The organism is Micromonospora sp. NPDC005413, assembly GCF_040606435.1.
Classification (GTDB): domain Bacteria; phylum Actinomycetota; class Actinomycetes; order Mycobacteriales; family Micromonosporaceae; genus Micromonospora.
Genome location: NZ_JBEXEV010000001.1, coordinates 407441 through 432124 on the forward strand (window position 1 = coordinate 407441; position 24684 = coordinate 432124).

Sequence of the window (24684 nt, forward strand, 5' to 3'; positions counted from 1 at the left end):
GTTGCGCTGCGTCACAGGGGTCGCGCGACCGCCAGTCCTTACCCTCCGGTGCGGGTGGGTCATCGCGCAAGGTCCACTGTCGAAGTCGCGACAAAATGACGGGCGGCGACGCGACTGTTCCGGCAACTGTCCGAAGACCGGAGGCGACAGACGTTCCTAAGGTTCCGGTATGGACCGCGCCAGCGGCACTGCGCACAGTGCGGGTGGGATGACGGGCGGTGCCGGCGCGGAGAGGGGATTCCCGAGTGGGAACTGGTAGGCCCTGGCGGGGCGTGCTGGTCGCCATCACCACGCCGTTTCGCGCCGACCTGTCGGTCGATTTCGACCAGCTCCAGGAACACGTCCGTTGGCTCGCCGCCGAGGGGTGCAACGGGGTCGCGCCGTGCGCATCGATGGGGGAGTACCGGGCCCTCTCCGACGACGAGCGGGCCGCCGTGGTGCGGGCGACGGTGCAGGCCGCGCCGTCCGGCTGCGCGGTGGTGCCCGGAGTCGGCGGCTACGGCAGCAGGCAGGCCCGCCGCTGGGCGGAGCAGGCCGCCGATGCCGGCGCCCACGGCGTGCTCGCGCGGCCACCCGACGGGCCCGCCGCCCGCACCGCCGACGTGGTCGCCCACTACCGGGAGGTGGCGGCGGTCGGCCTGCCGGTGGTCGCCCACAACGAACCGTACGACACCCGGCTGGACCTCACGCCGGACCTGCTGGCGACCGTCGCCGAGATCGACGGGATCGTCGCGGTCAAGGAGGTCACCGGCGACGTACGCAGGCTGCACCGCCTGCGGGACCTCTGCCCGCACGTCGACGTGCTGGTCGGCGCCGACGACGTGGTGCTCGAACTGGTGCTGTGCGGCGCCACGGGATGGGTCGCCACCCTGCCCAACGCGCTGCCCCGCCAGGCCGTGCGCCTGTACGAGCTGTGCGTCGCCCGCGACCTGGGCCGGGCGCTGCCGCTCTACGCCGAGCTGCACCCGATCCTCGGCTGGGCGTCCCGGCCCGAGTCCGTGCAGGCCGTCAAGCTCGCCATGGAGTGCGCCGGGCGGTTCGGCGGCCGGTGCCGCCCACCGCGCGGACCCCTGTCCGGGCCCGCCGCCGACCAGGTGCGCCGGGACGTGCTGCGGGCCCTCGCGGCGACCACCGAACCGGCTTCCGGGGCCCGCGCTGGCTGATCCGCCGGTGGACGGTCCTTCAGGTGTCGGAAGTCGCAGGCCCACCTGCCGACATCTGCACGGTGACCGGCACCGGCCCGCCCTCCTAGATTCGCTGCGTGGCTTGCTGACAGGTGTTCCGCGATACCCCCCACCGGGACGCCAGCGCCGCGTTTCCTCCGACGAGAGGTGGTTCCGTGCACCGTGCTACCCCCAACCGAACCCGACTGAGGCGGGCCGTGCTGGCCGCAGTCGTGGTGACCACGCTCGTGGCGACCGGGGCGGCGCAGGCCGCCGCGGCCCCGGCCAACCCGGCCGGCGGCACCGCGCCGTTCCAGGTCCTCGACCCGCAGGCCTGGCAGAACCCGGACACGATGACCTGGAACGACTACAAGGCCGTGCCCGGCAGGAACTGGGCCGACCCGAGCGTTTCGGGCTCGGTCCGCAACTTCAAGATCGCCCTGGTGGCGCTCGACTATCCCGACCAGACGTTCGCGGTCTCCCAGCGGGCCCGCTCGACGGTCTTCGGCAACCCCCAGTCCGTCGCGACCAACATCCCCCGGGCGGACGTGCCGACGTTCTACCAGGACTTCCTGAACACCCCGAACACCCTGAACAAGGGCCACACCCTGCACGAGTACTGGATGCAGGACTCCAACGGCCGCTACGGCGTCGACCTCGCCGGGTTCGGGCCGTACGAGATGCCGGCCAAGTCCTACCAGTACGGGCTGGACAACGGGTTCAACCCGGGCGCCTGTCCGAGCGGGGACGTGTGCGGCAAGAACATCCGCACCGACGGCCTGGGCGCCTGGCGGGCGGCCGTCGGCGAGGAGGTCGCCAACCAGTACGAGTTGGTGTTCATCCTCAGCGCCGGCCAGGACGAGTCGTCGACCTGGCAGGAGTTCGGGCAGATGATCTTCCAGAACAAGGAGGACGTGCCGGACGCCTGGGGCCCGCCGGACCCCAACCTGCCCAACTGGGCGAAGACCCGCTACGTGGACTGGACCTCGTGGAAGGCGGCGGCGACGCTGTGGCCGAACGCGGGCGGTGGCTCCTCGACGCAGGGGGAGAGCTCCGGCATGGGCGTCTACGCCCATGAGTTGACCCACCTGCTGGGCATCGGCGACAACTACAACAACCCGTACGGCGAGCCGCTGCGCAGGGCGTACACCGGCATCTGGAGCATGATGTCGCGCGGGTCGTTCAACGGCCCGGGCGGTCCGCACACCCGCTGGCAGATCCCGCCGACCAACGGCGGCTCGATGGGTTCGCTGCACACCGTGCGGGACAAGATCAAGATCGGCCTGCTCGGTGAGGAGCACGTGCTACGGCTGTCCCGGGAGTCGCTCGCCTCGTCGGGCATGGTGGTCGCGCAGGTCACCGCCCGCGCGGTCGACGCCGGCCCGAAGGGCCTGACCGGCGTGAACATCGCGCTGAACAAGGACCTGTCGCCGACGTGCGGCGTCAGCACCGACCCGCTGTGCGACGGCGGCAACTTCAACAACTACACCGTCGAGGTCGTCGACCGGATGGGCGCGGACTCCTTCACCCCGGACAGCGGCGTGCTGCTGAGCAAGACGAAGAACGCCGACAGCGCGCCGTTCCAGTGGGTGGTGGACGCCAACCCGCAGGACATCGACATGATCGACTTCTACCGTCCGGACGGCACCCCGCAAAAGATCACCATGGGTGACTACCGGCAGCTCTCCGACGCGCTGTTCCACGCCGGCGCGGACACCGGCAGTCAGTACGAGTACGTCGACGAGGCCAACCGGCTGCACTTCTACATCATCGACCTCAAGCGGGACTCGGCCGGCTCGCTGTCCTACACCGTGGCGGTGCGCTCGCTGGACGGCACCGGCGGGCCGAGCAGCCACGGCGTGACGCTGGGCAAGGGCGAGGTGACCAGCGGCGGCAAGCCGACCAACCGTGGGGCGACCTGCTCGTTCGAGCTGACCAACACCGGTTCGTACTCGGCCGGCGGGCAGCAGCACCCGGAGAACGTCAGCGCGTACCTGAAGTCGGACGTCTACCGCCTGTCAGCGGAGGTGGCCGGCAAGGGCTGGCGGACCTGGCTGCCCAACCAGCTCGCCACCGCGCAGTTCGGCAAGGCCACCACGGTCAAGGTGTCGGTGGGCGCCACCACCGCCGCCGCGGACACCGGCTTCGTGAAGCTCACCGCGACCTCGGAGAGCGACCCGACGAAGACGGTGACCAAGCAGTGCCGGGTCGAGAAGTCCTGACCGGCGCCCGAGGTTGACCCCGTTCCTGCCGGGTCCGCGGCGGCCTGCCGCCGCGGACCCGGCAGGCGGACGAGAGGAGGACGACGTGCGGCGAAGCACCATGACACTTCTGCCCCTGCTTCTGCCCCTGCTGCTGGCCGGCGCGACCGGCTGCGGCGCCGTCGGCGCCGCCCAGGAGGCGGTCTCCCCGACGACCGTCCGGGTTCTGGTACGCGACATCAACATCCGGGCCGCCGGCGTGGACTGCGCCGGCACCGGCCCGTACCTGCACTTCCACAACCAGGCGCCGTTCCGCGTGCTCGACCCGGACGGTGCGGCGCTGGCCACCGGGCAGCTGCCGGCGGGCACCGCGGTGGCCGCCTTCGCCGAGGACCTCGGGGTCGAGCGGGTACCCACCTACTGCGAGTTCGCCGTCGGTGTGCGGGTGCCGCAGCGGGCCTCCTACCGGCTGGAGGTGGACGGCCGGCCGGCGCTCGACCTGACGCCGGACAGCAGCGAGGGCCCGGCGCTGGTGGCGGTGGTCCCGTCATGAGGCAGGCCCTCCTGCCGCTGTTGCTGGCGGCGGCGCTGCTGGGCGGATGCAGCACGCGTCCGCCCGAGCCGCCCGCGCCGGCGCCCGCCGGAGGCGCGGCGGGCCTGCCCGGGCCGGTCCCCGCCGACCTGGTGTTGCGCCCGGCGCCCGGCACCGCCCCGGCCGCCCCGGCGTTCACCGGCACGCTTACCGACGGCACCCCGCTCGCCGCCGCCGAGCTGTGGGCGCAGCGTCCGGTCGTGCTCACCTTCTTCAGCTCCTGGTGCACCACCTGCGCCAGCCGCCAGGCCGCCCTCAGTGAGCTTGCCCGCAGCTATCGGGACCGGGTGGTCTTCGTCGGCGTGGCCGGCGCGGACCAGGCCGACGAGGTCCAGGACTATCTACGCGCTCACCAGGTGGAGTATCCGGTCGTCCTGGACGACCAGCAGACGATCTGGCGTTCGTACGCGGTGCGGGAGCCGCCGGCCGTCGTGCTGGTGGCCAAGGGCGGCGCCCTGCTGCGCGGCTGGCCGGGCGGCCTGGACGCCCCGGCACTCGACCAGCGGCTGCGGGAGCTGGTGCTGGCTGACCAGCCGTAGTCCCGTCGCCCAGGCACCTCGGTGCGGCCCGACCCGGCACCGGTCGGCGTCGCACCGAGGCCTCCCGAGTCGCCGCGACAGGGGGGCTACCGGGACTGCCCGCTCGCCGCCGGGCGAGGGGCCGCACCCCGTCGAACCACACCCGGTGAAGTTCCTACACGTGCAGGTGGTGCCACAGGCCACCGGCTCGTAGCGTACGCAGCCTCGGACACATCAAGGAGACTGCATGGCTACAGTGGGAACGCGTTTGCGCACAGGCGTGGCCGTACTGTCCGCGACAGTGCTCGCCGCCCTCGGCGCGGCGCCGCAGGCGCAGGCGGCGGACGGCCCGCCGTCGATCGTCGTCCAGGACGGCGTCACCCAGCCGGTGTTCGGCTACGCCGACGCCATCCGGGAACGCCTCTTCATCGACTCCACCTTCGACAGCGACAACGACGGTCTGCGCGACATCATCGCGTTCGACCTGATGCGGCCGGCGGCCACCGCGCAGGGTCTCAAGGCCCCCGTGGTGATGGACGCCAGCCCCTACTACTCGACGGTCTGCCGAGGCAACGAGTCCGAGTGTAAGGCGGACCTCGACGGCGACGGGCTGCTCGACAAGTGGCCGTTGTTCTACGACAACTACTTCGTGCCACGCGGCTACGCGGTCATCCTGCTGGACATGGTCGGTACCAACAACTCCACCGGCTGCCCGACCACCAACGCCAACCAGGACAACCTGAGCGCCAAGCAGGCCATCAACTGGCTCAACGGCCGGGCCACCGCCCGTAACGCCGCCGGTGAGATCGTCAAGGCGGACTGGCACAACGGCAAGACGGGGATGATCGGCAAGTCGTACGACGGCTCGCTGGCCATGGCCACGGCGGTAACCGGCGTGAAGGGCCTGACCACGGTCGTGCCCATCAGCGGACCGACCGAGTACTACGACTACGTGCGCAGCAACGGCGTGGTCACCCGTGGCAACAGCTACGTGGCGTCGCTGGCCAACACGGTCACCAACCCCGAGCGCCGGGAGTACTGCAAGCCGGTGCGCGACGCGATTGCCGCCGCCGACGGCGACGAGCACGGCGACTACACGGCCTTCTGGAACGAGCGCAGCTACGTCAAGAAGGTCCCCAACGTCACCGCCAGCGTGCTGCTCTACCACGGCCTCAACGACGACAACGTCCGGCCGGACCACTTCAGCAAGTTCTGGTACGCCCTGGCGGAGAACAACGTGCCGCGCAAGCTGTGGCTGTCGCAGGAGGGCCACGTCGACCCGTTCGACTCGCGCCGCGCGGTGTGGGTGTCGACGCTGCACCGGTGGTTCGACTTCTGGCTGCAGGGCGTCGCCAACGGCATCATGGACGAGCCGCGGGTGGACCTGGAGCGGTCCGCCGACGTGTGGGAGACCCACGCCGACTGGCCGATCCCCGGCAAGGCCGACACCGAGGTGTTCCTCCAACCGGGCACCACTGGCGCGGGCGGTCTCGGGCTGGTGCCCACCGCGAAGCCGGCGACCGGGGCGTTCCAGGACAGCCGCACGCAGAGCCAGAACACCATGATCCTCAACCCGGACGTGGTGCAGCCCAACCGGCTGGCCTTCCTCTCCGCGCCACTCTCCGCGCCGCTGCACATCTCCGGCACCCCGACCGTGCAACTGCGGGCCTCCGCCGACCAGACCGACACCAACCTCGGGGCGATCCTGGTCGACTACGGCACCGACGAGCGGGTCGCGCACCGGGCCTCCGGCGAGGGAATCATCACCCTGACCACGGAGGACTGCTGGGGCGAGAGCAGCCCGACGGACGACGGCTGCTACAAGCAGACGACGAAGCGGGTGGCCACGGCCGACTACGAGCTGGTCACCAAGGGCATCATGGACGCCCAGAACCGGCAGTCGATCCGCGTCGCCGTGCCGCTGGTGCAGGGGGAGTCGTACAACTTCAGCTTCCCGCTGCTGCCGGAGGACTATGTCTTCAAGCCCGGCCACCGGATCGGCGTGATCATCGTGGCCAGCTACCCGCAGTACTCCAGCCAGGCGGACACCACCGCCGCGAACCTGCAGGTCGCCCTGAAGAGCAGCAAGATCGTCCTACCCGTGGTCGGCGGCACCACCGCCGCGCACGCCGCCGGCCTCTGACCGGCTGATCGGCGGGCCGCTCAGCGCGGCTCAGCACCGGGGCGGCCCGGCGATCGACCCTCCGCGGAGGAACGTCGATCGCCGGGCCGCCCCGCTGCCCCGCACCTGGCTAACCTTGCCGGGGAAGCCAGGTGCGGGGAGGGCTCAGCCGAGTGCGACGAGCCGAGGGATGCGCTGGCTCATTTGTCGAACCGGATTTCGACGCGTCGGTTGCTGGCCCTGCCCTTCGGGTTGTCCTTGCCGTCCACGGTGTTCGCCGCGACGGGTCGGGTCTCCCCGAGGCCGTTGATCTCGTAGGTGATCCCACTGTCGGTGAGTGCTGCGGTCAGCGCGTCTCGGACCGCCTGGGCCCGTCGGCGGGACAACGTCAGGTTCTGCGCGTCGTCACCGACCGAGTCGGTGTGCCCGTCGATCTGAACCTTGCCCTTGGCCTGGCTACGCAGCCGTCCGGCTATCTCATCCAGCCGGGCACGGGCAGCCGGGGACAGATCGGCCTTACCGAAGGCGAAGAGCACATCCGCCGCGAGAGTCAGCTCGATCCGCCTGCTGGACTCGGCCTGCATGCTGGTGCCGTCAGGTTCCTCGGTGAGCAGAAAGATGTCCTGCACCGGCCCCTGGATGTCCACGATCGGTGCGCTCACCTGCTCGCCGGACACGATCTGTGGTCCAGGCACGACGGTCGGCGGCGGTGGCGTCGGTATCGGCGCGGACCAGGCGACCGCCGGTTCGCTGACCAGCAGACAGATGGTCAGCGTGGCGGCCAGCGCCGTCCGCCGGCTAACCGACCGGTACATTTTCGAAGACCGGCACGCGGGGGATGACGACATCAACGGCGGTGACGTCGTCCGGTGGGGCTCCGAGCATGGCGTAGAGGTCGACCGACTGGCCGGCCTGGACGAACACCGAGGCGAGGCCCGACGAAGCGAGATAGTTCACCTGGCCGGGCCTCGCGTCCTGGTCTCCGCTCCGGGCCACCAGGTGTCGCTTCCGGTTCTTCCGGTCGATCATCGTCACGCCGGAGAAGGCCAAGGAGATCGTGTCACCTTGGAACGCGCTTGAGATCTGCCAACGGCCCGAGTTGCCGGTGGTGTCCGTGCGGGTCAGCCGGACGTTGACAGTCACAAAACCCTGGTCGCGTCGGAGCGGGTACAGCTCGACCTTGACCAGGAAAAGCTTGCCACTGTCGCTGATCTGAATGTCCCGGCTCCCAATCGGTGCACCGAGTTTCTCGGGCGCGCCCGCTGTGGCGGCAACGGTCTCCTTCAACTCCTTGGTGCCACCTCCGGGATCGCGCGACCTGCCGAGGCTGCCGCACGCCGTGAGGGCCATCGTCACCGCGATCGCGAGCGAACCGGCGGTGATCGTGATGCGTGAACCCACGATTTTCTCCGTTACTGGTCGCGGTCTGCCAGACACTCCGCACCGCCCGGCAGCCACAAACCACGTCCGATAGATCGGTCAAAAGGTTTCTGAGCCAGGGCCGCTGGCCGCTGCCAGCGGGAACCGACTGACCGACTGTCGGCGGTACCGCCTGCAAATCGTCTGCAGGGTACTTGCAGCGGACACATCGGTGAGAGGGCCGCGACGACATTCATGACGCTGTGCTGGTCCAGTCCATGGTGGTCACGCGGAGTGCCAGCAGAGGCGGCGCCGACATCGGCAGAAGGTCCGCTCGATCCTGGTCTTCGCGTAGCGCTCTAACCTGTCGTCACATTCGGTGATGATCGTCTGGGCTGCTGTGGCGAGTGGTGGTGGTTGGTTCGGTGGCTGGGCCGACGCAGGTACCACTCGGCCACGGCAAGGTTGATCAACCAACCGGCGAGCACCAGGCCGGCCCGAACGTTCCCCTCGGGCTGTTCGCCGGTGGCGGCGAAATACGGCGCGTGCGTGAACGCCTGGGTGCCGGCGCCGAGGCCGATCGCGTAGCCGCGCACCATCCACGCACGGTGGCGGGGGAAGTGCCGGCGTAGCGCGGCGGCGAGGCCGAGCAGGATCGAGCCGGCCATGGCCGAGCCGAAGACGAGCCGCATGCCGGCGAGCACGTCGTTGTCATGGGCCGGCAGGTCGTACGCGAACGTCATCCACAGGCCGGAGAGCGCGACCGTCAGTCCGCAGGGGACAAGCACCCGGCCGGCGAGGCGGTGCCAGCGGCGGCGGCGCAGACTGGGTACGAACTGGAAGGCGCCGAGCGTCGTGTAGACCACCGCGCCGACGATGTGCAGCACCACCGGCAGCGGCTCGGCGACGAAGCGAGCGTTCGCCGGGGTGACCTCCGGTCCGGTGCCCAGTTCGGCAAGCCTTCCCGCACCAGCGATCATCGGTATCAGGCCCAGCAGGATCAACGCTGCCGGTAGCCGCCACTCGCGCATTGTCATGCCATCGATGGTGGACGCCGGACCCGCCCCGGCTCATCGGCACATGGGCCGCAATCGGGCCGGCCCATGGTCGTACGCCGTCGTCGTACTTATGCCGGTCATGGGTCGACGCCCACCCCTCACCAGCGGGCCCGTCTGCGGTTGGTCTCGTACGCCCACATCGCCACCTCGACCCGGTTACGCACACCGAGCTTGGTCATCAGGCTGGTGATGTGCGACTTGACCGTGCTCAACGTGATGTAGAGCTCGTCGGCGATCTCCTTGTTGGTGCGTCCCCGCGCGACGGCGACCAGCACCTGCTCCTCCCGGTCGGTGAGCGCCTCGATTGGCTGCTTCCGCGGGGCGGCCGGACCCGCGTCGGCGAACGCCTTCAGCAGCCGCGTGGTGACGCTCGGCGCGATCAGCGCATCCCCGTTGGCGGCCGCGTGCACGGCCTGGCTGAGCAGGTCGGGGCCAGCCTCCTTGAGCAGGAAGCCGCGGGCGCCGGCACGCAGTGCCGCGTACACGTACTCGTCGAGGTCGAAGGTCGTGATGACGACCACCGCGAGCGGCTCCGGGACCGATGGCCCGGCGAGCGCCCGCGTGGCCTCGATGCCGTCCATGCCGGGCATGCGAATGTCGAAGAGGCACACGTCGGGGCGGAGCCGCTGGGCGAGCTCGACCGCCTGACGGCCGTCGCCAGCCCCACCGACGACCTCGATGCCGGGTTGAGTGTTCAAGATGATGGTGAGGCCGGTACGGACGATCTCCTGGTCGTCCGCGATGAGCACACGCACCGTCATGCGCCGACCCCCTCGCGCGGGAGCACGGCCGTGACGGTCCACCCACGGTCGGGATTGGGGCCGGCCTCGCAGGTGCCACCGAGCAGATCGGCGCGCTCCATCATGCCCACGAGGCCGAAACCGTGCGAGCCGCTCGGGCGGGCGGTGCCGGCCTCGCCGTCGTCGCTGACCCGCAGGCGTACGGAGGTGTCGTCGGCAGCGACGCTGACCTCGATGCGGGTGGCGTGGCGGGCGTGGCGACGGGCATTGGTGACCGACTCCTGAGCCAGGCGGTAGAGCGCGGAGCCGACCGTGGGCGGAAGGTTGCCGAAATCGCCGCGGAAATCCACGTCGATGGCCGGCCCGGTGCGGAAGCGGCCAGCGAGCCGCTCGATGTCGGCGACCTGCGGGCTGGGCCCCAGGTCGGCGGGCTGGTCGCGGCGCAGGACGCGGACCATGGCGCGCATCTCGGCAAGCGCACGGGACGCCTCGGCCTCGATGACGCGGAGCGCCTCGACGGCGGCGCCCGGTTGGCTCGCCGAGGCGGCGATGCCGGCCTGGGCGCGGATCGCCATGGCCGACACATGGTGGGCAACCGTGTCGTGCAGGTCACGGGCGAGCCGCTCACGCTCCAACAGCTTCACCTGATCGAGCTCGCGCAGCCGGGTGGCGGCGCGGAAGCGGATCGCGACGCCCAGCGTGGCGGCCGCGAACATCACCGCGAAGCCGGCGACCAGCTCGCCGCCGTTGATCGAGCCGGCCAGGCCGGCGGCGGCCACCTTGGCCACCACGAAGAACGAACCGATCACGGCATCCCGGCCGGAGCCCCAGCGGAACAGCGCGGAGACCAGGAGGACCAGGAAGCTCGCCGTGAACATCTGGCAGGCATCGCCGGGCAGCACGAATGGGCCGACCGTCGTGAAGCCGAAGGCGATCGCCACCATCGCGAGCGGCTTCGTACGCCGCCACAGGAGCGTGGGCAGCAGTGCGAGCGCGACGACGACGCAGCCCACCCGCCACGGCAGATCGGGCCGGAGGATCCCTTCCACCACGATCGCCGGCGCGATGACTGCGATCAACGCCCAGTCGCGCCACACGCGGGACGGGACATGTGGGACGCGCGGCTCGGCCAACACTGCGTGCAGGCGAGAGTGCATAGGACCATCGTACGAACGGTGATGCGACTCCAGATCGTCCCAAAGTACGACTGATTTGTGACTCCTGTCGGAGACCGCCTCGTTGGGGTGGACGGAGGCGGAGGGCCGGGCGGCGCGGCGGCAAAAACCTCCGGCGATCAGATCGCGAGGCGTAGACATCTTTCAACACCATCGATGGTCCGCTATATTTCGAACATCGTTGATCTCTTCGGTTTCCCTTGAGAGGTGCACATGTTCGACGACTTGGCGCTGCGGCGGCGTACCCTCCTGGCGGCCCTCGCTGGTGCCGCGGCGGTCCCCATTTTCGGAGGCCCCGCGTGGGCCGCGTTGCCCAAGGTCTACATCGACCCCGGCCACGGCGGCACCGACTCCGGGGCGGTCGGCAACGGGTTGCAGGAGAAGGCCCTGACGCTCGACATCTCCCTGCAACTGCGCAGTATCCTGCTGGCCAACTGGAACGTCGACGTCCGCATGTCCCGAACGACCGACATCACTCGCAGCCTGGCCTACCGCACCGACGACGCCAACGCCTGGGGCGCTGACCTCTTCGTCAGTGTGCACATCAACTCCGGGGGCGGCACCGGCTTCGAGAGCTACCGGTATCTGACGGCGGACGCCGCCAACATCAACCTGCACAACGCGTTGCATCCGAGAGTGATCGCCGGTATGCGGTCGGTCGGTTCAGTCACCGACCGAGGGCTGAAGAGCGCCAACTTCCATGTGCTGCGCGAGACGACCATGCCCGCGGTGCTCACCGAGAACCTCTTCATCGACACCGTGGCGGACGCGAACCTGCTCAAACGGGCCGACTTCATCACTGCCACCGCCCGCGCGCACGCTCAGGGCATCGCCAGCTATCTGGGGCTGGGCAGCACCACCCCGCCCACCTTCAGCGTCATTGTGGACAACGCCACCGCAGGGCGGTTCACGGCGAGCACCAACTGGGGGAGTTCGGCCTACTCCAGCCAGCGCTACGGCGCTGACTACCGTTTCGCCAGCCCCACCCCCGCCAGCGACGCCGCCTGGTTCAAGGTCGACATCCCGGCGGCTGGGACCTATCGCATCGAGGTGCGGCACCCGGCCGACCCGGGTTACAACAGCACCACCCCGCACGTCATCGTCACCGCCTCGGGCAACCAGACGCTCAACCTGGACCAGCGCTCCAGCGGTGGCGTATGGCGTTCGCTCGGCACCTTTGCGCTCGCTGCCGGTGACCGCAACCTGGTCGCGGTGAGCCGGTGGACCAGCGCCGCAGGCTACGTCGTGGCCGACGCCGTCCGGGTCACCCGAGTCTAAGGCGTGTTTCGTAAGTCAGGCCGGCAGCGCCGAGGTCACGGGCCTGTTCCGCCGATGGCGGAGGACGGGACCTGGGACAAGATCCTGTCCGTGTTGCAGGCGGCTGGCGACGCGACCGGCCGGCGCCGTTCCCTCAGGCCGAGGTGGGAGCCAACGCCTGGTTGGACGGCGGCAAGCGGACTCCCGGCCGGACCGTCCAACCGCGTGATCGGATGCGCGGGAGGTGCTCAGCGGTAGTTGGTGCACGGGGCCTTCTCGGGCCGCTGCCCGTCGGCGAGCGTCTCGCGGAACGCGGGGTCGCCGGATCGGCACCGACCGGGCATGATTCTCTTCGCGTCGAATCCGGCGGACCCTTCACGCGCGACGAGATATGCGAAACCCGGCTCAACTGGCCTGGCGAAATCTCGGCCGCGCCGCTCAGGAGAACACACCGATATCCCCGCGCCTGAGCGCCGCCCGTGTGGGAGGCTCGTCGCCATGGGGCAGTTGATCAATGTGAGGGACGGGTCTGTCTGGGCCGAGGACACCGGGGGCGACCTGCCACCGGTCGTGCTACTGCACCCGGGCGTGGGCGACTCTCGCATCTGGAACCCCGTCTGGGAGCGACTCGCCGGGCAGCACCGGCTGATCCGGTACGACGCGCGGGGCTTCGGCCGCTCCGCGCCGCCGGCCGGGCAATTCTCCCGGGTGGACGACCTGCGTCGGGTGCTTGACCGGCTCGCCGTCGGGCCGGCATTGTTCGTCGGTTGCAGCATGGGCGGCGGTACAGCGCTCGACCTCGCCCTCGCCGAGCCGGATCGGGTTCGCGGGATGGTGCTGGCATGCCCCGGCATTTCCGGCGCCCCGCCCTCCCACGATCCCGACGACGAGCCGGACAGCGCCGACCCGGAGACCTTCGTCGAGCAGGGTGTCGCCCGGTGGGCCCGGGCCGGCCGCGACCCGCTCGTCGTCGATCTGCTGCGTTCGGCGGTCCGGTTCTGGCTCAACTGGGGCGATACCTTCGTCGATGACGGCGACGCGTGGTCCCGGCTCGAGGACGTTGCTACTCCCTGCGTGCTGCTGCTCGGCGATCTCGAACGCCGGTCGTTCGTCCCGTCCTGCGTCGAGGCCGCGCGGCGCATTCCCGGCTGCCGCCTTGTGCGAATACCCGGCGCCGACCACTTCGTGCCGCTGCGGGCGCCCGACGCCGTGGTGGATGCGCTGCGCTCGCTGCCGCGCTGACCGGACCGGCTACCAGTTGCTCAGATCGCCCGACAGGGCTGCGGGAAAGCGGGTCGCGATCAAGATCCTAGCGATGGTCCGTGCCCAGTTGAGGTTCCGGTGGTTGGCGAGTGTCGATGCGGCGCGGGCGAGGGGGACACCGTCGTGGACTGACGCAACTCCCTTGGCGCCGGCTCGTTGGTGCGGCAAGGGGCGAACGGAGGCGGACGATGGCGGCGGGGAGGGGTGCCGAACTGCTGCGCCCTCCCACGAGTTCGGGCCGCGCAACGTTCCTGGAGCTCTTCTTCGACCTGGCCTTCGTTGTGGCCCTCACCCGGGTCACGCAACGATTCGCCGACCTGAGCGATGACACTGGCTGGGCGCTCGTCACAGGGTTCGGTCGTACCCTGCTGCTCTTCTTGGCACTCTGGCTGATCTGGTCGCACACCGCCTGGATCACCAGTCGCTACGAACCAGAGCAGCCGATCATCCAGGCCGTCGTGGTCGGCACCATGTTCGCCGGCCTGGTCATGGCGGTGACGCTGCCCCGCGCCATGGAGGAGCGAGCACTGCCGTTCACGGTCGCATACCTGATGGTGATGGTGGTGCGGCCGCTGGTGGTCGCCGCCGCGCTGCGTGGCCATCCGCGACGGCTCGTGCCGATCCGGCTTGCCGTATGGGCTTCGGCGAGCGCGCCGCTGTGGCTGGCCGGCGCGTTGGGTCCGGACCATCTTCGCCTGCCGCTGTGGGCGGCCGCCCTCGCTGTCGACTACCTCGCCTGGGCCCTGGGCTGGCCGCTGCCGTGGCTCGGGGCATCCAGGGTGGGCCGCTGGCGGATCGCTGGGACGCATCTTGCCGACCGTTACCAGCAGATGTTTCTCATCGCACTCGGTGAGTCGATTTTGGTCATCGGTGTGGTTTTCGGCGGCACGGACTACTCGGGGGAGCGGGCCGCCGCCTTCGCGGTCGCGTTCGCCACCAGCGCGCTGCTCTGGCGGATCTACTTCCACCGCGCCGGTCTGCTGCTGACCGAGGCGTTCGATCGGGCGGGTATGCCCGGCCGGCTGGGCGCGGTGTCGGAACGGACGCATCTGCTGATCGTGCTCAGCGTGCTCGTCACCTCGGTTGGCTACGAGCTGGTGATCGATCAGCCGTACGGGCCGCCGCGGCCCAGTTGGCTTCTGTTCGTGGTGGGCGGTCCAGTGCTCTTCCTCGTCGCTCGTATGCGGCTGGAACACGAGATCTTCGGTCGGGTTTCACGACCCCAGATGATCGGCTTGGCGGCCATACTGCTGTTCACGCCAGCGTTGGCCCACTGGGCGCCGATGGTCGGGCTGAGCGTGGTGGCCGGAGTGCTGGCGCTGGTCACGCTGCTCGACGCGCTGCGAAGCCGGGGACGGCCGCTCGAGACGTCCGCCTCGCCGATTGGGCGGGAGGCATCCGGCGATCGCGACTCCGAGGCGTGATCGCGCGGCTGTGCACCGCTACCAGCCCCGGCGACTCGATGGCGCGATGGCTCCGGGATAGGTTGGGTCGGTGGCAGACTTCGGGCACCTGTTCCGCTCGGCCGCCGAGCATGTAGCCGACTACCGAGCGTCGCTATCGGAGCGCCCGGTCGGAGTTCCCGTCGACCAGGCGGCGCTGACCAGGGCCTTCTCCGGCCCACTGCCCTCCGCGTCGCGCCCGCCGGAGCAGGTGCTTGCGGACCTGATCGCCGCGGCCGAGCCGGGGCTGGTGGCCAGCGCCGGCCCGCGGTACTTCGGGTTCGTGGTCGGCGGCGCGTTGCCGGCGGCGACCGCGGCGGACATCGTCGCCGCTGGTTGGGACCAGCTCGCGACCAACGCCGTCACGTCGCCGGCCGCCATCGCGGCCGAAGCTGCCGCCGGTGGTTGGTTGAAGGAATTGCTGGGGATCCCGGCGTCGGCGTCGGTCGGGTTCGTCACCGGTGCCCAGGCGGCCAACACCGCCGGGCTCGCCGCCGCCCGGCACCAGGTGCTGGCGGACGCGGGCTGGGACGTGGAACGGCGCGGGCTGCTCGGGGCGTCACCGATCCGGGTGATCGCTGGTCAGGAGCGGCACGGGACCATCGACCGGTCGCTGCGTCTGCTCGGCCTCGGCACCGACGTGGTGCACCAGGTGTCCCCAGGGCCTAACGGCGCCATCGACCTCAACTCGCTACGGGAGGCGCTGCGGGCCGGCTCGTCCGGCCCCACCATCGTGTGCCTGCAGGCCGGGAACGTGAACACCGGCGCCTGCGACCAGCTCCGGGAGGCCTGCGAGCTGGTCCAGCGGCACGGTGGATGGGTGCACGTGGACGGGGCCTTCGGGCTGTGGGCGGCGGCGAGCCCTGCGACCCGGCATCTGGTGGACGGGCTGGAGCTGGCGGATTCGTGGGCCTGCGACGGCCACAAGTGGCTCAATCTGCCGTACGACTCGGCGTTCGCGTTCTGCTCCCGGCCGGACGTACACGCGGCGGCGATGTCCTACAGCGCCGCGTACCTGGTCGGTTCCGGTGGCGCACCGGCAGGAGCCGATTTCACTGCCGAGTCCTCACGGCGGGCCCGTGGGTTCGCCGTCTGGGCCGGGCTGCAGGAGCTGGGCAGCGACGGGGTCGCCGCGCTGGTCGACCGCTGCTGCGAACTGGCTCGCCGGTTCGCAGCTGGCCTGAGCAGGGCCGGGTTCGAGGTGGCGAACGAGGTGGTCCTCAACCAGGTGCTGGTCGGCTTCGGCGACGACGCGCGCACCGACCGGGTGGTGGCCGCGGTCCAGGCTGACGGCACCTGCTGGGTAGGCGGGACAACGTGGCGAGGACGGCGGCTGATGCGAATCTCGGTATCGAACGCCACCACGACCGAAGCAGACGTAGACCGATCGATCGCCGCGATCGCCCGCCTCGCCGCGTAACACCGACGCGCACCTCGGCAGCGCGGTGTGCGTCGACTCAACCTGGATTTCTTACGCCACACCGCAGCCCGTCGAAGAGGATCGCCGTGATGCGCACGGCTTCGTCCGTCCAGCCGTCCGTGGCGTGCATTCCGCAGATGGCGCCCAGCGCACGAAGCAGGGTACGCCCGCCGACATCGCCGCGGATGGAACCAGCCACCGAGCCTGCGTCGAGCAGCCGATCGAGAGCTTGTGCCATCTGTCGGCGGGCGTCGTCGAAGACTGGCGAGTCCGTCGCCATGATGCTCCCCAAGGCGACCGCCATCCCCTTGCCGACGGCGGCATGCTCTACCAGTAGCAGTAGGAAGCGCCGCAGGGCCTCGTCCGGGGCGTGCCGGTCAAGGAGCTCCGCGGGCGCGGCGCAAAGCTCGTCGACCTCCTGGCGGTAGACCTCCTCGATGAGGGCTTCACGGGTCTCGAAGTGGCGGTAGAGCGTTCCGACCGCAACGCCGGCGCTGCGGGCGATGTCCTCGACGTGCGCGTCGGCCTCCTTGCTGAGGAACGCCTCGCGCGCCGCGGTCAGGAGAGCTTCGCGGTTACGCCGCGCATCAGCGCGCAGCGGACGTGACGACGACAACACGGCCTCCATAAGATGAGTCTGACTCCGCTTATGCTAGTTTTCCGGAGTCAGCTTCACCTTACTGGACGGGATGACTCATGACGTTCTCGGACGACGGCCTCAGCGGCCTTCGAGTGCTGGTCACCGGCGGCAGCCGTGGCCTGGGCGAGGCGACGGCCCGCCGCTTCGCGGCAGCCGGCGCGACGGTGCTGACCGCCTCCCGCAGCACACCCCCAGCGGATCTGCGGGCCACCTTCATCCCCGCCGACCTCGCCACCGAGGAAGGTGTCGCGCAGCTCGGCCGGCGAGTCCTCGACAGCGTCGGCGGGGTGGATGTCCTGGTGAGCAATGCGGGCGCTGCCAGCGCCCCGGCGCCGACGCTGCAGCGGTCCGACGGATCGTGGCATGCCGACCTGGCAATGAACCTGTTGAGTGCCGTCCGGCTCGACCGGGCACTGGTCCCGGGAATGGTCGAGCGCGGGTCCGGTGTCGTCGTGCACGTCTCGTCGATCGCGAGCCGCCTACCGCAGCGCGCCGAGGCGTCCTACGCCGCAGCGAAAGCAGCCCTCAACGCCTACAGCCGCGAACTGGCGACGGAGGTGGGCGAGCACGGGGTGCGAGTGGTGTGTGTCCTGCCGGGCTTCGTGGTCACCCAAGGTGCCGCAGAGCACCTGCAGCAGATGGCGGACCAGCAGGGTATCGCCGTGGAGCAGGTCAAACAGCAGATCGTGGATCGCCTGAACGTGCCAATGGGCCGCCCCGGCGATCCCGAGGACGTCGCGGAAATGATCGCGTTCCTTGCCTCCAGACGTGCGAAGTGGCTCACGGGAGCCGAGTTCCGCGTCGACGGCGGCATCATCCCGGTTGTGTAAGCCGAACCCGAACAGATCGGACGAGCAGCATGAACATCAACCTCAGCGCCATCATCATCGATGCCGGCGAACTGCAACCCGAGAGCGCGTTCTGGCACCAACTGCTGGGCGGCTCGATCGTGAAGACCGCAACCCACCACTTCCTGCGCATCGAGGGGTTTCCCGCGGTAGTGATCCAGTTGGCGCCGGGGCATGTCCCCCCGACCTGGCCTGAGGGCAACGCCCAGCAGATGCACGTCGACCTGACGACCGACGACCTCGCCGCCGCGGACATGCTGGCACTCCAGGCCGGTGCGCGTCGGCTGCGGCCCACCGATGACGTCGACCCCGCTGCACAGAAGGGCGGCCGGGTCTATGCCAGCCCGGCCGGGCACCCCTTCTGCCTCCGGTCGGCCTGAGTTGCGCGACCGCCCGGACCGAAACAGGGATCGGGGTCCGTCGTGCCCATCGTTGAACCGAGCCTGGTCGACCGTGCACCTCGGAGCTTCCGGGTGGCGTGGCGTCTCTCTTGCAGTACTAGCGGGCGGATTCGGTTGACTGGCGCTCCGCATTGATCCGGAGTAGTCCTTCGACCCCGCGGAGGAAGGTCTCGGACACCAGCGAGGGGTCGAAAAGGCATCCGGCTGCCATGGCGCCGTCGCGGAGCATGACGAAATGGCGGGCGGCGGGATCCGCCGTCTCCTCGTGGACCTGCGCCATCAGCACGGTGAGCGTGTCCAGGAACCATTGCCGGTGGGCGATGATCTCCTGGTGCACGGGATGGTTCGGGTCGGGATACTCCGCTGCGGCGTTCAGGAAGGCGCACCCACGGAACCCGGGGGACTGAATGTTCTGAGCGATGGAGCCAGCAATGGCCAGGAGGGGGTCAATCGGCGATGTGTTGGTGGCGATGGCCGCGTCGACCGCGCCGCGATCCATCTGATGCACCTCACGCAGGTAGGCGAGAATGAGGTCTTCCTTGCCGGGGAAGTGCCGGTAGAAGGTGGCCCGGGTCACTTTCGCCTCGGCGATGATCCGGTCAACGCCGACGGAATGGATGCCCTCCGCGTAGAAGATCCTGGTTGCCGCGGTGAGGAGCCGGAGTCGCGCCTCAGAGGGCCGGGTGTCGGGTTCGCCGCGCGTCATACACCCCACCTTAGCAGATAGAACGTTCGGTCTTGACAGTGTGAAGCTGGCTTGCCATGCTGGGTCGACAGAACGTTCGGTCCCCCTCTTGTGAAAGGGTCACCCGTGACCACCATTGCTGCTTCGCCCGGCATCTCCCAGGCCGCATCCGCACTGCGGCGGCTGTACTTCACCCGCTTCGCGTTCGCCATCGTGTGGGCCGGCGTGACGATCGCTACCGCCAAGGAGATCGGCCCGCTCACTGTGGTGCTGTTCGTGCTCTACCCGCTGTTCGACGTGGGCGCTGCCATCTACGATCTTCGTTTCTCGCGTACCGCAGGCTCGCCGGCCCTGCTGTACGCGAACGTCGCGGTCAGCCTGATCGCCGCCGTCGGCGTGGGTGTCGCCTCCGCGTCCGGTATCCCCGCTGTCCTGCGGGTGTGGGGCGCCTGGGCGATCGTGGCCGGTCTGGTCCAGTTGGCCGTGGGTGTCAGCCGTCGCAAGATGGGCGGCCAGTGGCCGATGATCATCAGCGGTGGCATCTCGGTCCTGGCTGGTGGGTCCTTCATCGCCAATGCTGCTGCGGACAACCCGTCGCTGACCAACGCGGCTGGCTACGCCATTCCCGGCGCCATCTTCTTCCTCATCGCCGCCTTCCGCCTCGGCCACAGCGCGAAGGGCAACTGACATGACCGCCATCGTCGGTGAGGTCCCGCTGGATCGGTTGTGGCACGCGGTTCCGGCGTACCCGACCGTCGGCGAGGGGGTTCAGACCCGGGTGATCCGCACCGCGTCGGCGACCACGATTCCGGTGCCGCTGGTCCAGCGGCTCACGCCGACCTTGTTGCCCGTGCCCGCGGACAGGGCGAACACGCCGATGGAGACCCACCGACCGCCGTTGGCCCGCTGGTCGACGGACACGGACCTGTTCCCGGTTGTGGTCGCTACAAGGTATGGCGTCTGGTTGTTGTAGCCGGCGTCGGCCGGGTACCAGACCGAGATCTCGTAGTTTCCGGTGGCCGGGATGGTCGACCTGTACCAGGCGACGTCGCTGGAGGACAACGGGGTGGCGAATCGGTAGTCGGTGCCAAACCGTTGGCCGGAGTAGGCCGACGTGCCCCAGTCTGCGCTCGCCGTGAATCCGCCCGAGGTGCTGTTGTCGATGGTGGCGGTCCACTGCTGCGGCGGGGTCTGGGTAACCCTCACGTCGAGGTAGTTGCGGTCGATGTTCATCGTCACGCCGCCCCACGTCTCGGTGACGTCGCCGGCGTACTGGTGCAGGCGCTGGTGGTTCGCGTAGTAGGCATCGGCGCAGTAACTTCCGGCGTCCGTGTCAGCCACCCCGTTCCACCAGGCGATCCAGATCTGGTCGAGTCGCGTGTAGGTCGGGTTGCCGTACGCGTCGCAGACGTCCTTGATGCCGGACGAGCCGCTGGAGTACATGCCAGCGAGGTAGCCGCGTACGTGCAGTTGCTCGACCCAGCCGGACAGGAACGACAGGACGGCTGCCCGGCACGACGCGTTCGACGGGTACTGCTCGATGTCGTTGTAGATGGTGCTCGCACTGCCAATGCCCAGTGCCTGGGCTGCGTTCGCGGCGCTGTTCGCCGCGGAGGCGCCTTGTGACCGGGCGACGGTGGCATCGGCGGACATCTTCGGCGTGCGGGTGCCACACGGTGCCTGGTACCCCAGTTCGATGGGGATCAGCCGCCATCCGTTGCTCGTCTGATTGGCCACCCAGGTCGCGCTGAGGTTGGGCTGGGCGCAGGAGCGGCTGGCCCCGCTGATGTAGATGCCGACCGCGCCGTAGGGCGAACTGGCCCGCCACGCGTTCATCGCAGCCGGTGACGGGGCAGCGCAGGTGTCGAATCCCCGGCCAGTGAAGGTGCCTGGTTGCGGGCCGGCGGCCAGCTGCGTCGCTGCGGTGGATGCCTGCGCGGGTGTCGCGGCCACAGCAGTCGCGGTGGCCGGTGCCACCAGTCCTGCGGCAACAGTGAGCCCCGCAAGCCAGCCAGCGATGATCCTCATCGTCGCCTCCGTCTGAAAGAAATCTTGCTAGAGAGTGAGCGCTGCGAAGATTATTACCATCAATCGATGATTGGCGATAGAGGGTCGGGGCTCGCAACGTCAAGAGGCACCGCCTGGGCGCGTGGGTGCCACCTCCACCCTCAGCCGTGATCGCGAGGTGGCCGGGAGCGGAATAGGCTTCGGCCATGAGTGGTGTGCTCAGTGGTGCCCGAAACGCCGTGAATCCGCTTCGCCAGCTCACGATCGACCAGCTTCGGCAACGGACGAGTCTCAAGTGGCGGGAGTACCCCGACGACGTGCTGCCGCTCTGGGTGGCGGAGATGGACGTGCCGCTGGCCGAGCCGGTGGCGCGGGCGATCACCGACGCTGTCGCGCGCGGTGACACCGGCTACACCGCCGGTACGGCGTACCCGCGGGCGCTGGCCGAGTTCGCCCGGCGTCGGTGGGGTTGGGACGGGCTGGCCGTGGAGCGCACGGCGCTGGTGCCCGACGTGATGCACGGCGTCGGCGAGGTGCTGCGGCTGGTCACCGAGCCGGGGGACGCGGTGGTCGTCAACTGCCCGGTCTACCCGCCGTTCTACGAGTTCGTGGCGCACGCCGGCCGCCGGATCGTGGAGGCGCCGCTCGGCGAGGACCTGCGGATCGACTTCGGCGCACTGGAGGAGGCGTTCCGGCAGGCTCGGGCCGGTGGGCGGCCAGCGGTGTACCTGCTGTGCAGCCCGCACAACCCGACCGGCGTCCTGCACTCCGCGGACGAGTTGGCCGCCGTCGCCAGTCTGGCCGAGCGGCACGGGGTGCGGGTGGTCGCCGACGAGATCCACGCGCCGGTGGTGGTGGGGGGAGCGCGGTTCGTGCCGTACCTCTCGGTGCCCGGCGCGGAGAACGGCCTGTCGCTGATGTCGGCCTCCAAGGGGTGGAACCTGGCCGGCCTGCGCGGTGCGCTCCTCATTGCCGGCCCGGCCGCGGCCGGAGATCTCGCCCGCGTTCCGTTCGGGGCGAGCGTCAGCACCAGCCACCTCGGCGTGATCGCTCACACCGCCGCCTTCCGCGACGGCGGCGAGTGGCTCGACGCCTTGTTGACCGGCCTGGACGACAACCGTCGGCTCCTCGCCGCGCTGCTCGCCGAGCACCTGCCGGCAATCCGTTACCACCCCGGTCAGGCCACCTATCTCGCCTGGCTCGACTGCCGTGCCCTGGGCCTCGGCGACGACCCCGCCGCCGTGTTCCTCGACCGTGGCCGGGTCGCGCTCAACTCCGGTCTGGCCTTCGGCACCGGCGGCGGCGGCCACGTCCGGCTGAATCTGGCCACCGCCCCGGAGCTGATCACCGAGGCGGTACGCCGGATGACCACCGCCGTCGCCTGATCCGCTCCCGACGATGCACCCGGTCGAGTGACATCGTTGACAATCGATTAATGTACGTATCTGATTGGCTCTATCGGCCTATGGTCGACCTCGCTCCGGCTGGCCGTGCCGGGGGTGAACGCGGCGCCCGCACCGGTGCCAGCGCTCGTCCGCACCGGGACGCTTCGTCGAACTCCAGGAGCGCAACAACACCAGTGCCAGCGCTGGTCTGTGCGATGAACCGGCATTCCTGCCACGACTCAACCCCTGGAGGACGAATGCGAATGTTCGCGTGGACCGAACGGTGGCGCTCGCGTCCACGGATGTTGGCGGCAGCGGTGGCCGCGGTGACGCTGCTGACGGTGGCCATCGGTGTGCCGGCGTCGGCCGCCGGCCCCTCGACCGTGGTCGGTGCCGCTTCGGGTCGCTGCCTGGATGTGGTGGGCAATTCCAGGACCGCCGGTGCGGGGGTCAACATCTACGACTGCAACGGGCAGGCCAACCAGGCGTGGACCCTCACCGCGGCCGGCGAGTTGCGGGTGTACGACGCGACGATGTGCCTGGACGTGGTCGGCCGTGACACCACCGCGCCGGCCGCGTTGCAGATCTACGGCTGCAACGGCGGTGACAACCAGCGTTGGCGAATCAACGCCGACGGCAGCATCATCGGCGTGCAGTCGGGCCTGTGCCTGGACGTGACCGGCGCGGGCACCGCGAATGGCACCCTGGTCGGCCTCTGGACCTGCAACGGGCAGGCCAACCAGCGCTGGACGACGTCCCTGGGCAGCGCCGACAGTCAGCCGCCGTCGGTGCCAGGCAGCCCACGGGTGAGCGGACTCACGTGCAACTCCGTGACGTTCGCGTGGAACGCCTCGACGGACAACGTCGCGGTGGCGTTCTACGACATCTACCACGACGGCCAATTGATGAAGTCGGTGAACGGCGGCACGCTGTCCACCGGTCTCACGGTGGTCCCAGGAGCGACGTGGGGCCTGTACGTCAACGCACGCGACGCCGCCGGCAACGTGTCGCAGGCCAGTGCCACGGTGACCATCACCCCACCGCAGTGCCAGGCCGACACGGTGCCGCCGACGGCGCCGACACAGCTCACCGGATCGGCCTCGGGCACCACCGTGACGGTGCGATGGATCGCGTCGACGGACAACATCGGGGTCCGCGCCTACGACATCTTCCGGGATGGCGCGAAGGTCGGCACGGTCACCGGCGCCCCTCCGTCCACCACCTTCATCGACAGCGGGCTGGCCGCCAACCGGAGCTACCAGTACCACGTGGTGGCTCGCGACGCGCAGGACAACGCCTCGGCGCGTAGTAACACCATCACGGTGACCACCGGCGCGGCGTGCGGCAGTGCGGTGTGCACGGTGCGACAGGTCACCACCGACACCGACATCCCCTGGGGGCTGGTGACACTGCCCGACGGGACGGTCCTGTACAACCGCCGCGACGCGCACGACATCATCCATCTCAACCCCACCACCGGGGCGAAGACCACGGTGGGCACCGTGCCGAACGTGCAGAGCACCGACGGCGAGGGTGGCCTCCTCGGCCTGGCGATCTCGGCCGGCTTCGCCAGCGACCACTGGCTCTACATCATGCACACCTCGCCGAGCGACAACCGGATCGTCCGGATCAAGATCGAGAACGACCGGCTCGATACCGCCACCGAGCAGATTCTGATCAGCGGAATCCGACGCAACAAGTTCCACGACGGCGGCCGCCTGCGCTTCGGCCCGGACGGCAAGCTCTACGCCAGCACGGGTGACGCGCAGAACGGCAACTACGCGCAGGACAGGTCCAGTCTCGAGGGCAAGATCCTGCGACTCAACCCGGACGGCGGCGTCCCCTCGGACAACCCGTTCGGCAACTACGTGTGGAGCTACGGTCACCGCAATCCGCAGGGCCTGGCGTTCGACTCACAGGGTCGGCTGTGGGAGCAGGAGTTCGGCAATGCGGTCATGGATGAGACCAACCTGATCACCAGGGGCGGCAACTACGGCTGGCCGGCGTGTGAGGGCACCAGCGGCACCTGCAACACGCCCGGTTTCATCGCGCCGGCGCGCACCTACCCCACCGCCGAGGGCTCCTGCTCCGGCATAGCTATCGTGCGCGACGCGCTCTACGTGGCCTGCGCGCGTGGCGCTCGGATGTACCGCGCGGTGATCAGCGGCGGCAGTCTGACGAATGTGCAGACCTACTTCAACGGCACCTACGGCCGCCTGCGCACCGTGGAACCCGCACCCGACGGCGGCCTCTGGCTGACCACCACGAACCTCGGTGACAAGGACAGCACCCCGAACAACAGCAACGAGAAGATCCTGCACGTCACACTCGGCAGTTAGCCAGGCGGCTGTCCGCTGGCGGTCCTCGGACGGTGCGAGGACCGCCGGTGGACAGAACCGTCCCGCCCC

At 69.7% G+C, this 24684-nt stretch carries 22 protein-coding genes; 14 read left to right on the forward strand and 8 right to left on the reverse strand.

All coding sequences use genetic code 11. The features are described 5' to 3' along the window. Window positions 1-245: 245 nt before the first annotated feature. The 5 genes from ABZS37_RS01545 (at window position 246) to ABZS37_RS01565 (ending at window position 6617) form a co-directional block, all read left to right on the forward strand. Window positions 246-1163 carry a dihydrodipicolinate synthase family protein gene (locus ABZS37_RS01545; RefSeq protein WP_355164841.1) on the forward strand — a complete coding sequence of 306 codons (918 nt, stop codon included), beginning with the start codon at window positions 246-248 and terminating at the stop codon, window positions 1161-1163. Window positions 1164-1339: 176 nt separating this feature from the next. Further along, window positions 1340-3385, forward strand: coding sequence for a M6 family metalloprotease domain-containing protein (locus ABZS37_RS01550; RefSeq protein ID WP_355164842.1), 2046 nt, complete (start codon window positions 1340-1342; stop codon window positions 3383-3385). 85 nt (window positions 3386-3470) lie between these two features. Further along, window positions 3471-3917: a hypothetical protein gene (locus ABZS37_RS01555; RefSeq protein ID WP_355164843.1), complete on the forward strand. Its 447-nt coding sequence runs from the start codon at window positions 3471-3473 to the stop codon at window positions 3915-3917. Then, window positions 3914-4495 (forward strand): TlpA disulfide reductase family protein, encoded by a 582-nt coding sequence (locus ABZS37_RS01560; RefSeq protein WP_355164844.1) that lies wholly within the window; start codon window positions 3914-3916, stop codon window positions 4493-4495. Before ABZS37_RS01555 ends, ABZS37_RS01560 begins: the two co-directional genes overlap by 4 nt. A gap of 226 nt (window positions 4496-4721) precedes the next feature. Beyond that, complete coding sequence (locus tag ABZS37_RS01565) at window positions 4722-6617, forward strand: CocE/NonD family hydrolase (RefSeq protein ID WP_355164845.1); 1896 nt, start codon at window positions 4722-4724, stop codon at window positions 6615-6617. 179 nt (window positions 6618-6796) lie between these two features. On the opposite strand, the gene ABZS37_RS01570 is transcribed toward ABZS37_RS01565, so the two are convergent. From ABZS37_RS01570 to ABZS37_RS01590, 5 genes are all read right to left on the reverse strand, one after another. Then, window positions 6797-7411 (reverse strand): OmpA family protein, encoded by a 615-nt coding sequence (locus tag ABZS37_RS01570; RefSeq protein ID WP_355164846.1) that lies wholly within the window; start codon window positions 7409-7411, stop codon window positions 6797-6799. Further along, window positions 7395-7997, reverse strand: coding sequence for a hypothetical protein (locus ABZS37_RS01575; RefSeq protein ID WP_355164847.1), 603 nt, complete (start codon window positions 7995-7997; stop codon window positions 7395-7397). The genes ABZS37_RS01570 and ABZS37_RS01575 overlap by 17 nt, the downstream gene beginning before the upstream one ends. A 317-nt stretch (window positions 7998-8314) precedes the next feature. Next, window positions 8315-8992, reverse strand: a complete 678-nt coding sequence (locus tag ABZS37_RS01580) for a DUF2306 domain-containing protein (RefSeq protein WP_355164848.1) — start codon at window positions 8990-8992, stop codon at window positions 8315-8317. Between the two features lie 119 nt (window positions 8993-9111). Next, complete coding sequence (locus ABZS37_RS01585; RefSeq protein ID WP_355164849.1) at window positions 9112-9774, reverse strand: response regulator transcription factor; 663 nt, start codon at window positions 9772-9774, stop codon at window positions 9112-9114. Then, window positions 9771-11069: a sensor histidine kinase gene (locus ABZS37_RS01590; protein WP_355164850.1), complete on the reverse strand. Its 1299-nt coding sequence runs from the start codon at window positions 11067-11069 to the stop codon at window positions 9771-9773. The genes ABZS37_RS01585 and ABZS37_RS01590 overlap by 4 nt, the downstream gene beginning before the upstream one ends. A 72-nt stretch (window positions 11070-11141) precedes the next feature. Between ABZS37_RS01590 and ABZS37_RS01595 the strand changes: the two genes are divergently transcribed. From ABZS37_RS01595 to ABZS37_RS01610, 4 genes are all read left to right on the forward strand, one after another. Next, window positions 11142-12206 (forward strand): N-acetylmuramoyl-L-alanine amidase, encoded by a 1065-nt coding sequence (locus ABZS37_RS01595; protein WP_355164851.1) that lies wholly within the window; start codon window positions 11142-11144, stop codon window positions 12204-12206. A gap of 477 nt (window positions 12207-12683) precedes the next feature. After that, window positions 12684-13427 (forward strand): alpha/beta hydrolase, encoded by a 744-nt coding sequence (locus ABZS37_RS01600; protein ID WP_355164852.1) that lies wholly within the window; start codon window positions 12684-12686, stop codon window positions 13425-13427. A 209-nt stretch (window positions 13428-13636) separates the two neighbouring features. Further along, on the forward strand, window positions 13637-14872 hold the full coding sequence (locus ABZS37_RS01605) for a low temperature requirement protein A (protein ID WP_355164853.1): 1236 nt from the start codon (window positions 13637-13639) through the stop codon (window positions 14870-14872). Between the two features lie 70 nt (window positions 14873-14942). Further along, window positions 14943-16310, forward strand: coding sequence for a pyridoxal-dependent decarboxylase (locus ABZS37_RS01610; protein WP_355164854.1), 1368 nt, complete (start codon window positions 14943-14945; stop codon window positions 16308-16310). Between the two features lie 37 nt (window positions 16311-16347). Here ABZS37_RS01610 and ABZS37_RS01615 read toward each other — a convergent pair whose 3' ends face one another. Beyond that, window positions 16348-16938 carry a TetR/AcrR family transcriptional regulator gene (locus ABZS37_RS01615; protein ID WP_355164855.1) on the reverse strand — a complete coding sequence of 197 codons (591 nt, stop codon included), beginning with the start codon at window positions 16936-16938 and terminating at the stop codon, window positions 16348-16350. A gap of 68 nt (window positions 16939-17006) precedes the next feature. On the opposite strand from ABZS37_RS01615, the gene ABZS37_RS01620 reads away from it, so the two are divergent. After that, window positions 17007-17780 (forward strand): oxidoreductase, encoded by a 774-nt coding sequence (locus ABZS37_RS01620; RefSeq protein ID WP_355164856.1) that lies wholly within the window; start codon window positions 17007-17009, stop codon window positions 17778-17780. Window positions 17781-17809: 29 nt separating this feature from the next. Further along, complete coding sequence (locus ABZS37_RS01625) at window positions 17810-18178, forward strand: VOC family protein (RefSeq protein WP_355164857.1); 369 nt, start codon at window positions 17810-17812, stop codon at window positions 18176-18178. Between the two features lie 118 nt (window positions 18179-18296). Here ABZS37_RS01625 and ABZS37_RS01630 read toward each other — a convergent pair whose 3' ends face one another. Then, the gene (locus ABZS37_RS01630; protein ID WP_355164858.1) at window positions 18297-18905 is read right to left on the reverse strand and encodes a TetR family transcriptional regulator; all 609 of its coding nucleotides are present in this window, start codon (window positions 18903-18905) and stop codon (window positions 18297-18299) included. 105 nt (window positions 18906-19010) lie between these two features. Between ABZS37_RS01630 and ABZS37_RS01635 the strand changes: the two genes are divergently transcribed. Next, a complete protein-coding gene (locus ABZS37_RS01635; RefSeq protein ID WP_355164859.1) occupies window positions 19011-19571 on the forward strand; it encodes a hypothetical protein in 561 nt (186 codons plus the stop codon). A gap of 81 nt (window positions 19572-19652) precedes the next feature. Here the strand turns inward: ABZS37_RS01635 and ABZS37_RS01640 are convergent, their stop codons facing one another. Beyond that, complete coding sequence (locus ABZS37_RS01640; protein WP_355164860.1) at window positions 19653-20912, reverse strand: glycoside hydrolase domain-containing protein; 1260 nt, start codon at window positions 20910-20912, stop codon at window positions 19653-19655. A gap of 185 nt (window positions 20913-21097) precedes the next feature. Here ABZS37_RS01640 and ABZS37_RS01645 point away from each other — a divergent pair, with 185 nt between their 5' ends. Together ABZS37_RS01645 and ABZS37_RS01650 are read left to right on the forward strand one after the other, a co-directional pair. Next, window positions 21098-22276: an aminotransferase class I/II-fold pyridoxal phosphate-dependent enzyme gene (locus tag ABZS37_RS01645; RefSeq protein WP_355164861.1), complete on the forward strand. Its 1179-nt coding sequence runs from the start codon at window positions 21098-21100 to the stop codon at window positions 22274-22276. Window positions 22277-22533: 257 nt separating this feature from the next. Next, entirely contained in the window at window positions 22534-24615 is a 2082-nt protein-coding gene (locus ABZS37_RS01650) for a PQQ-dependent sugar dehydrogenase (protein WP_355164862.1), read from the forward strand. Window positions 24616-24684: the final 69 nt, after the last annotated feature.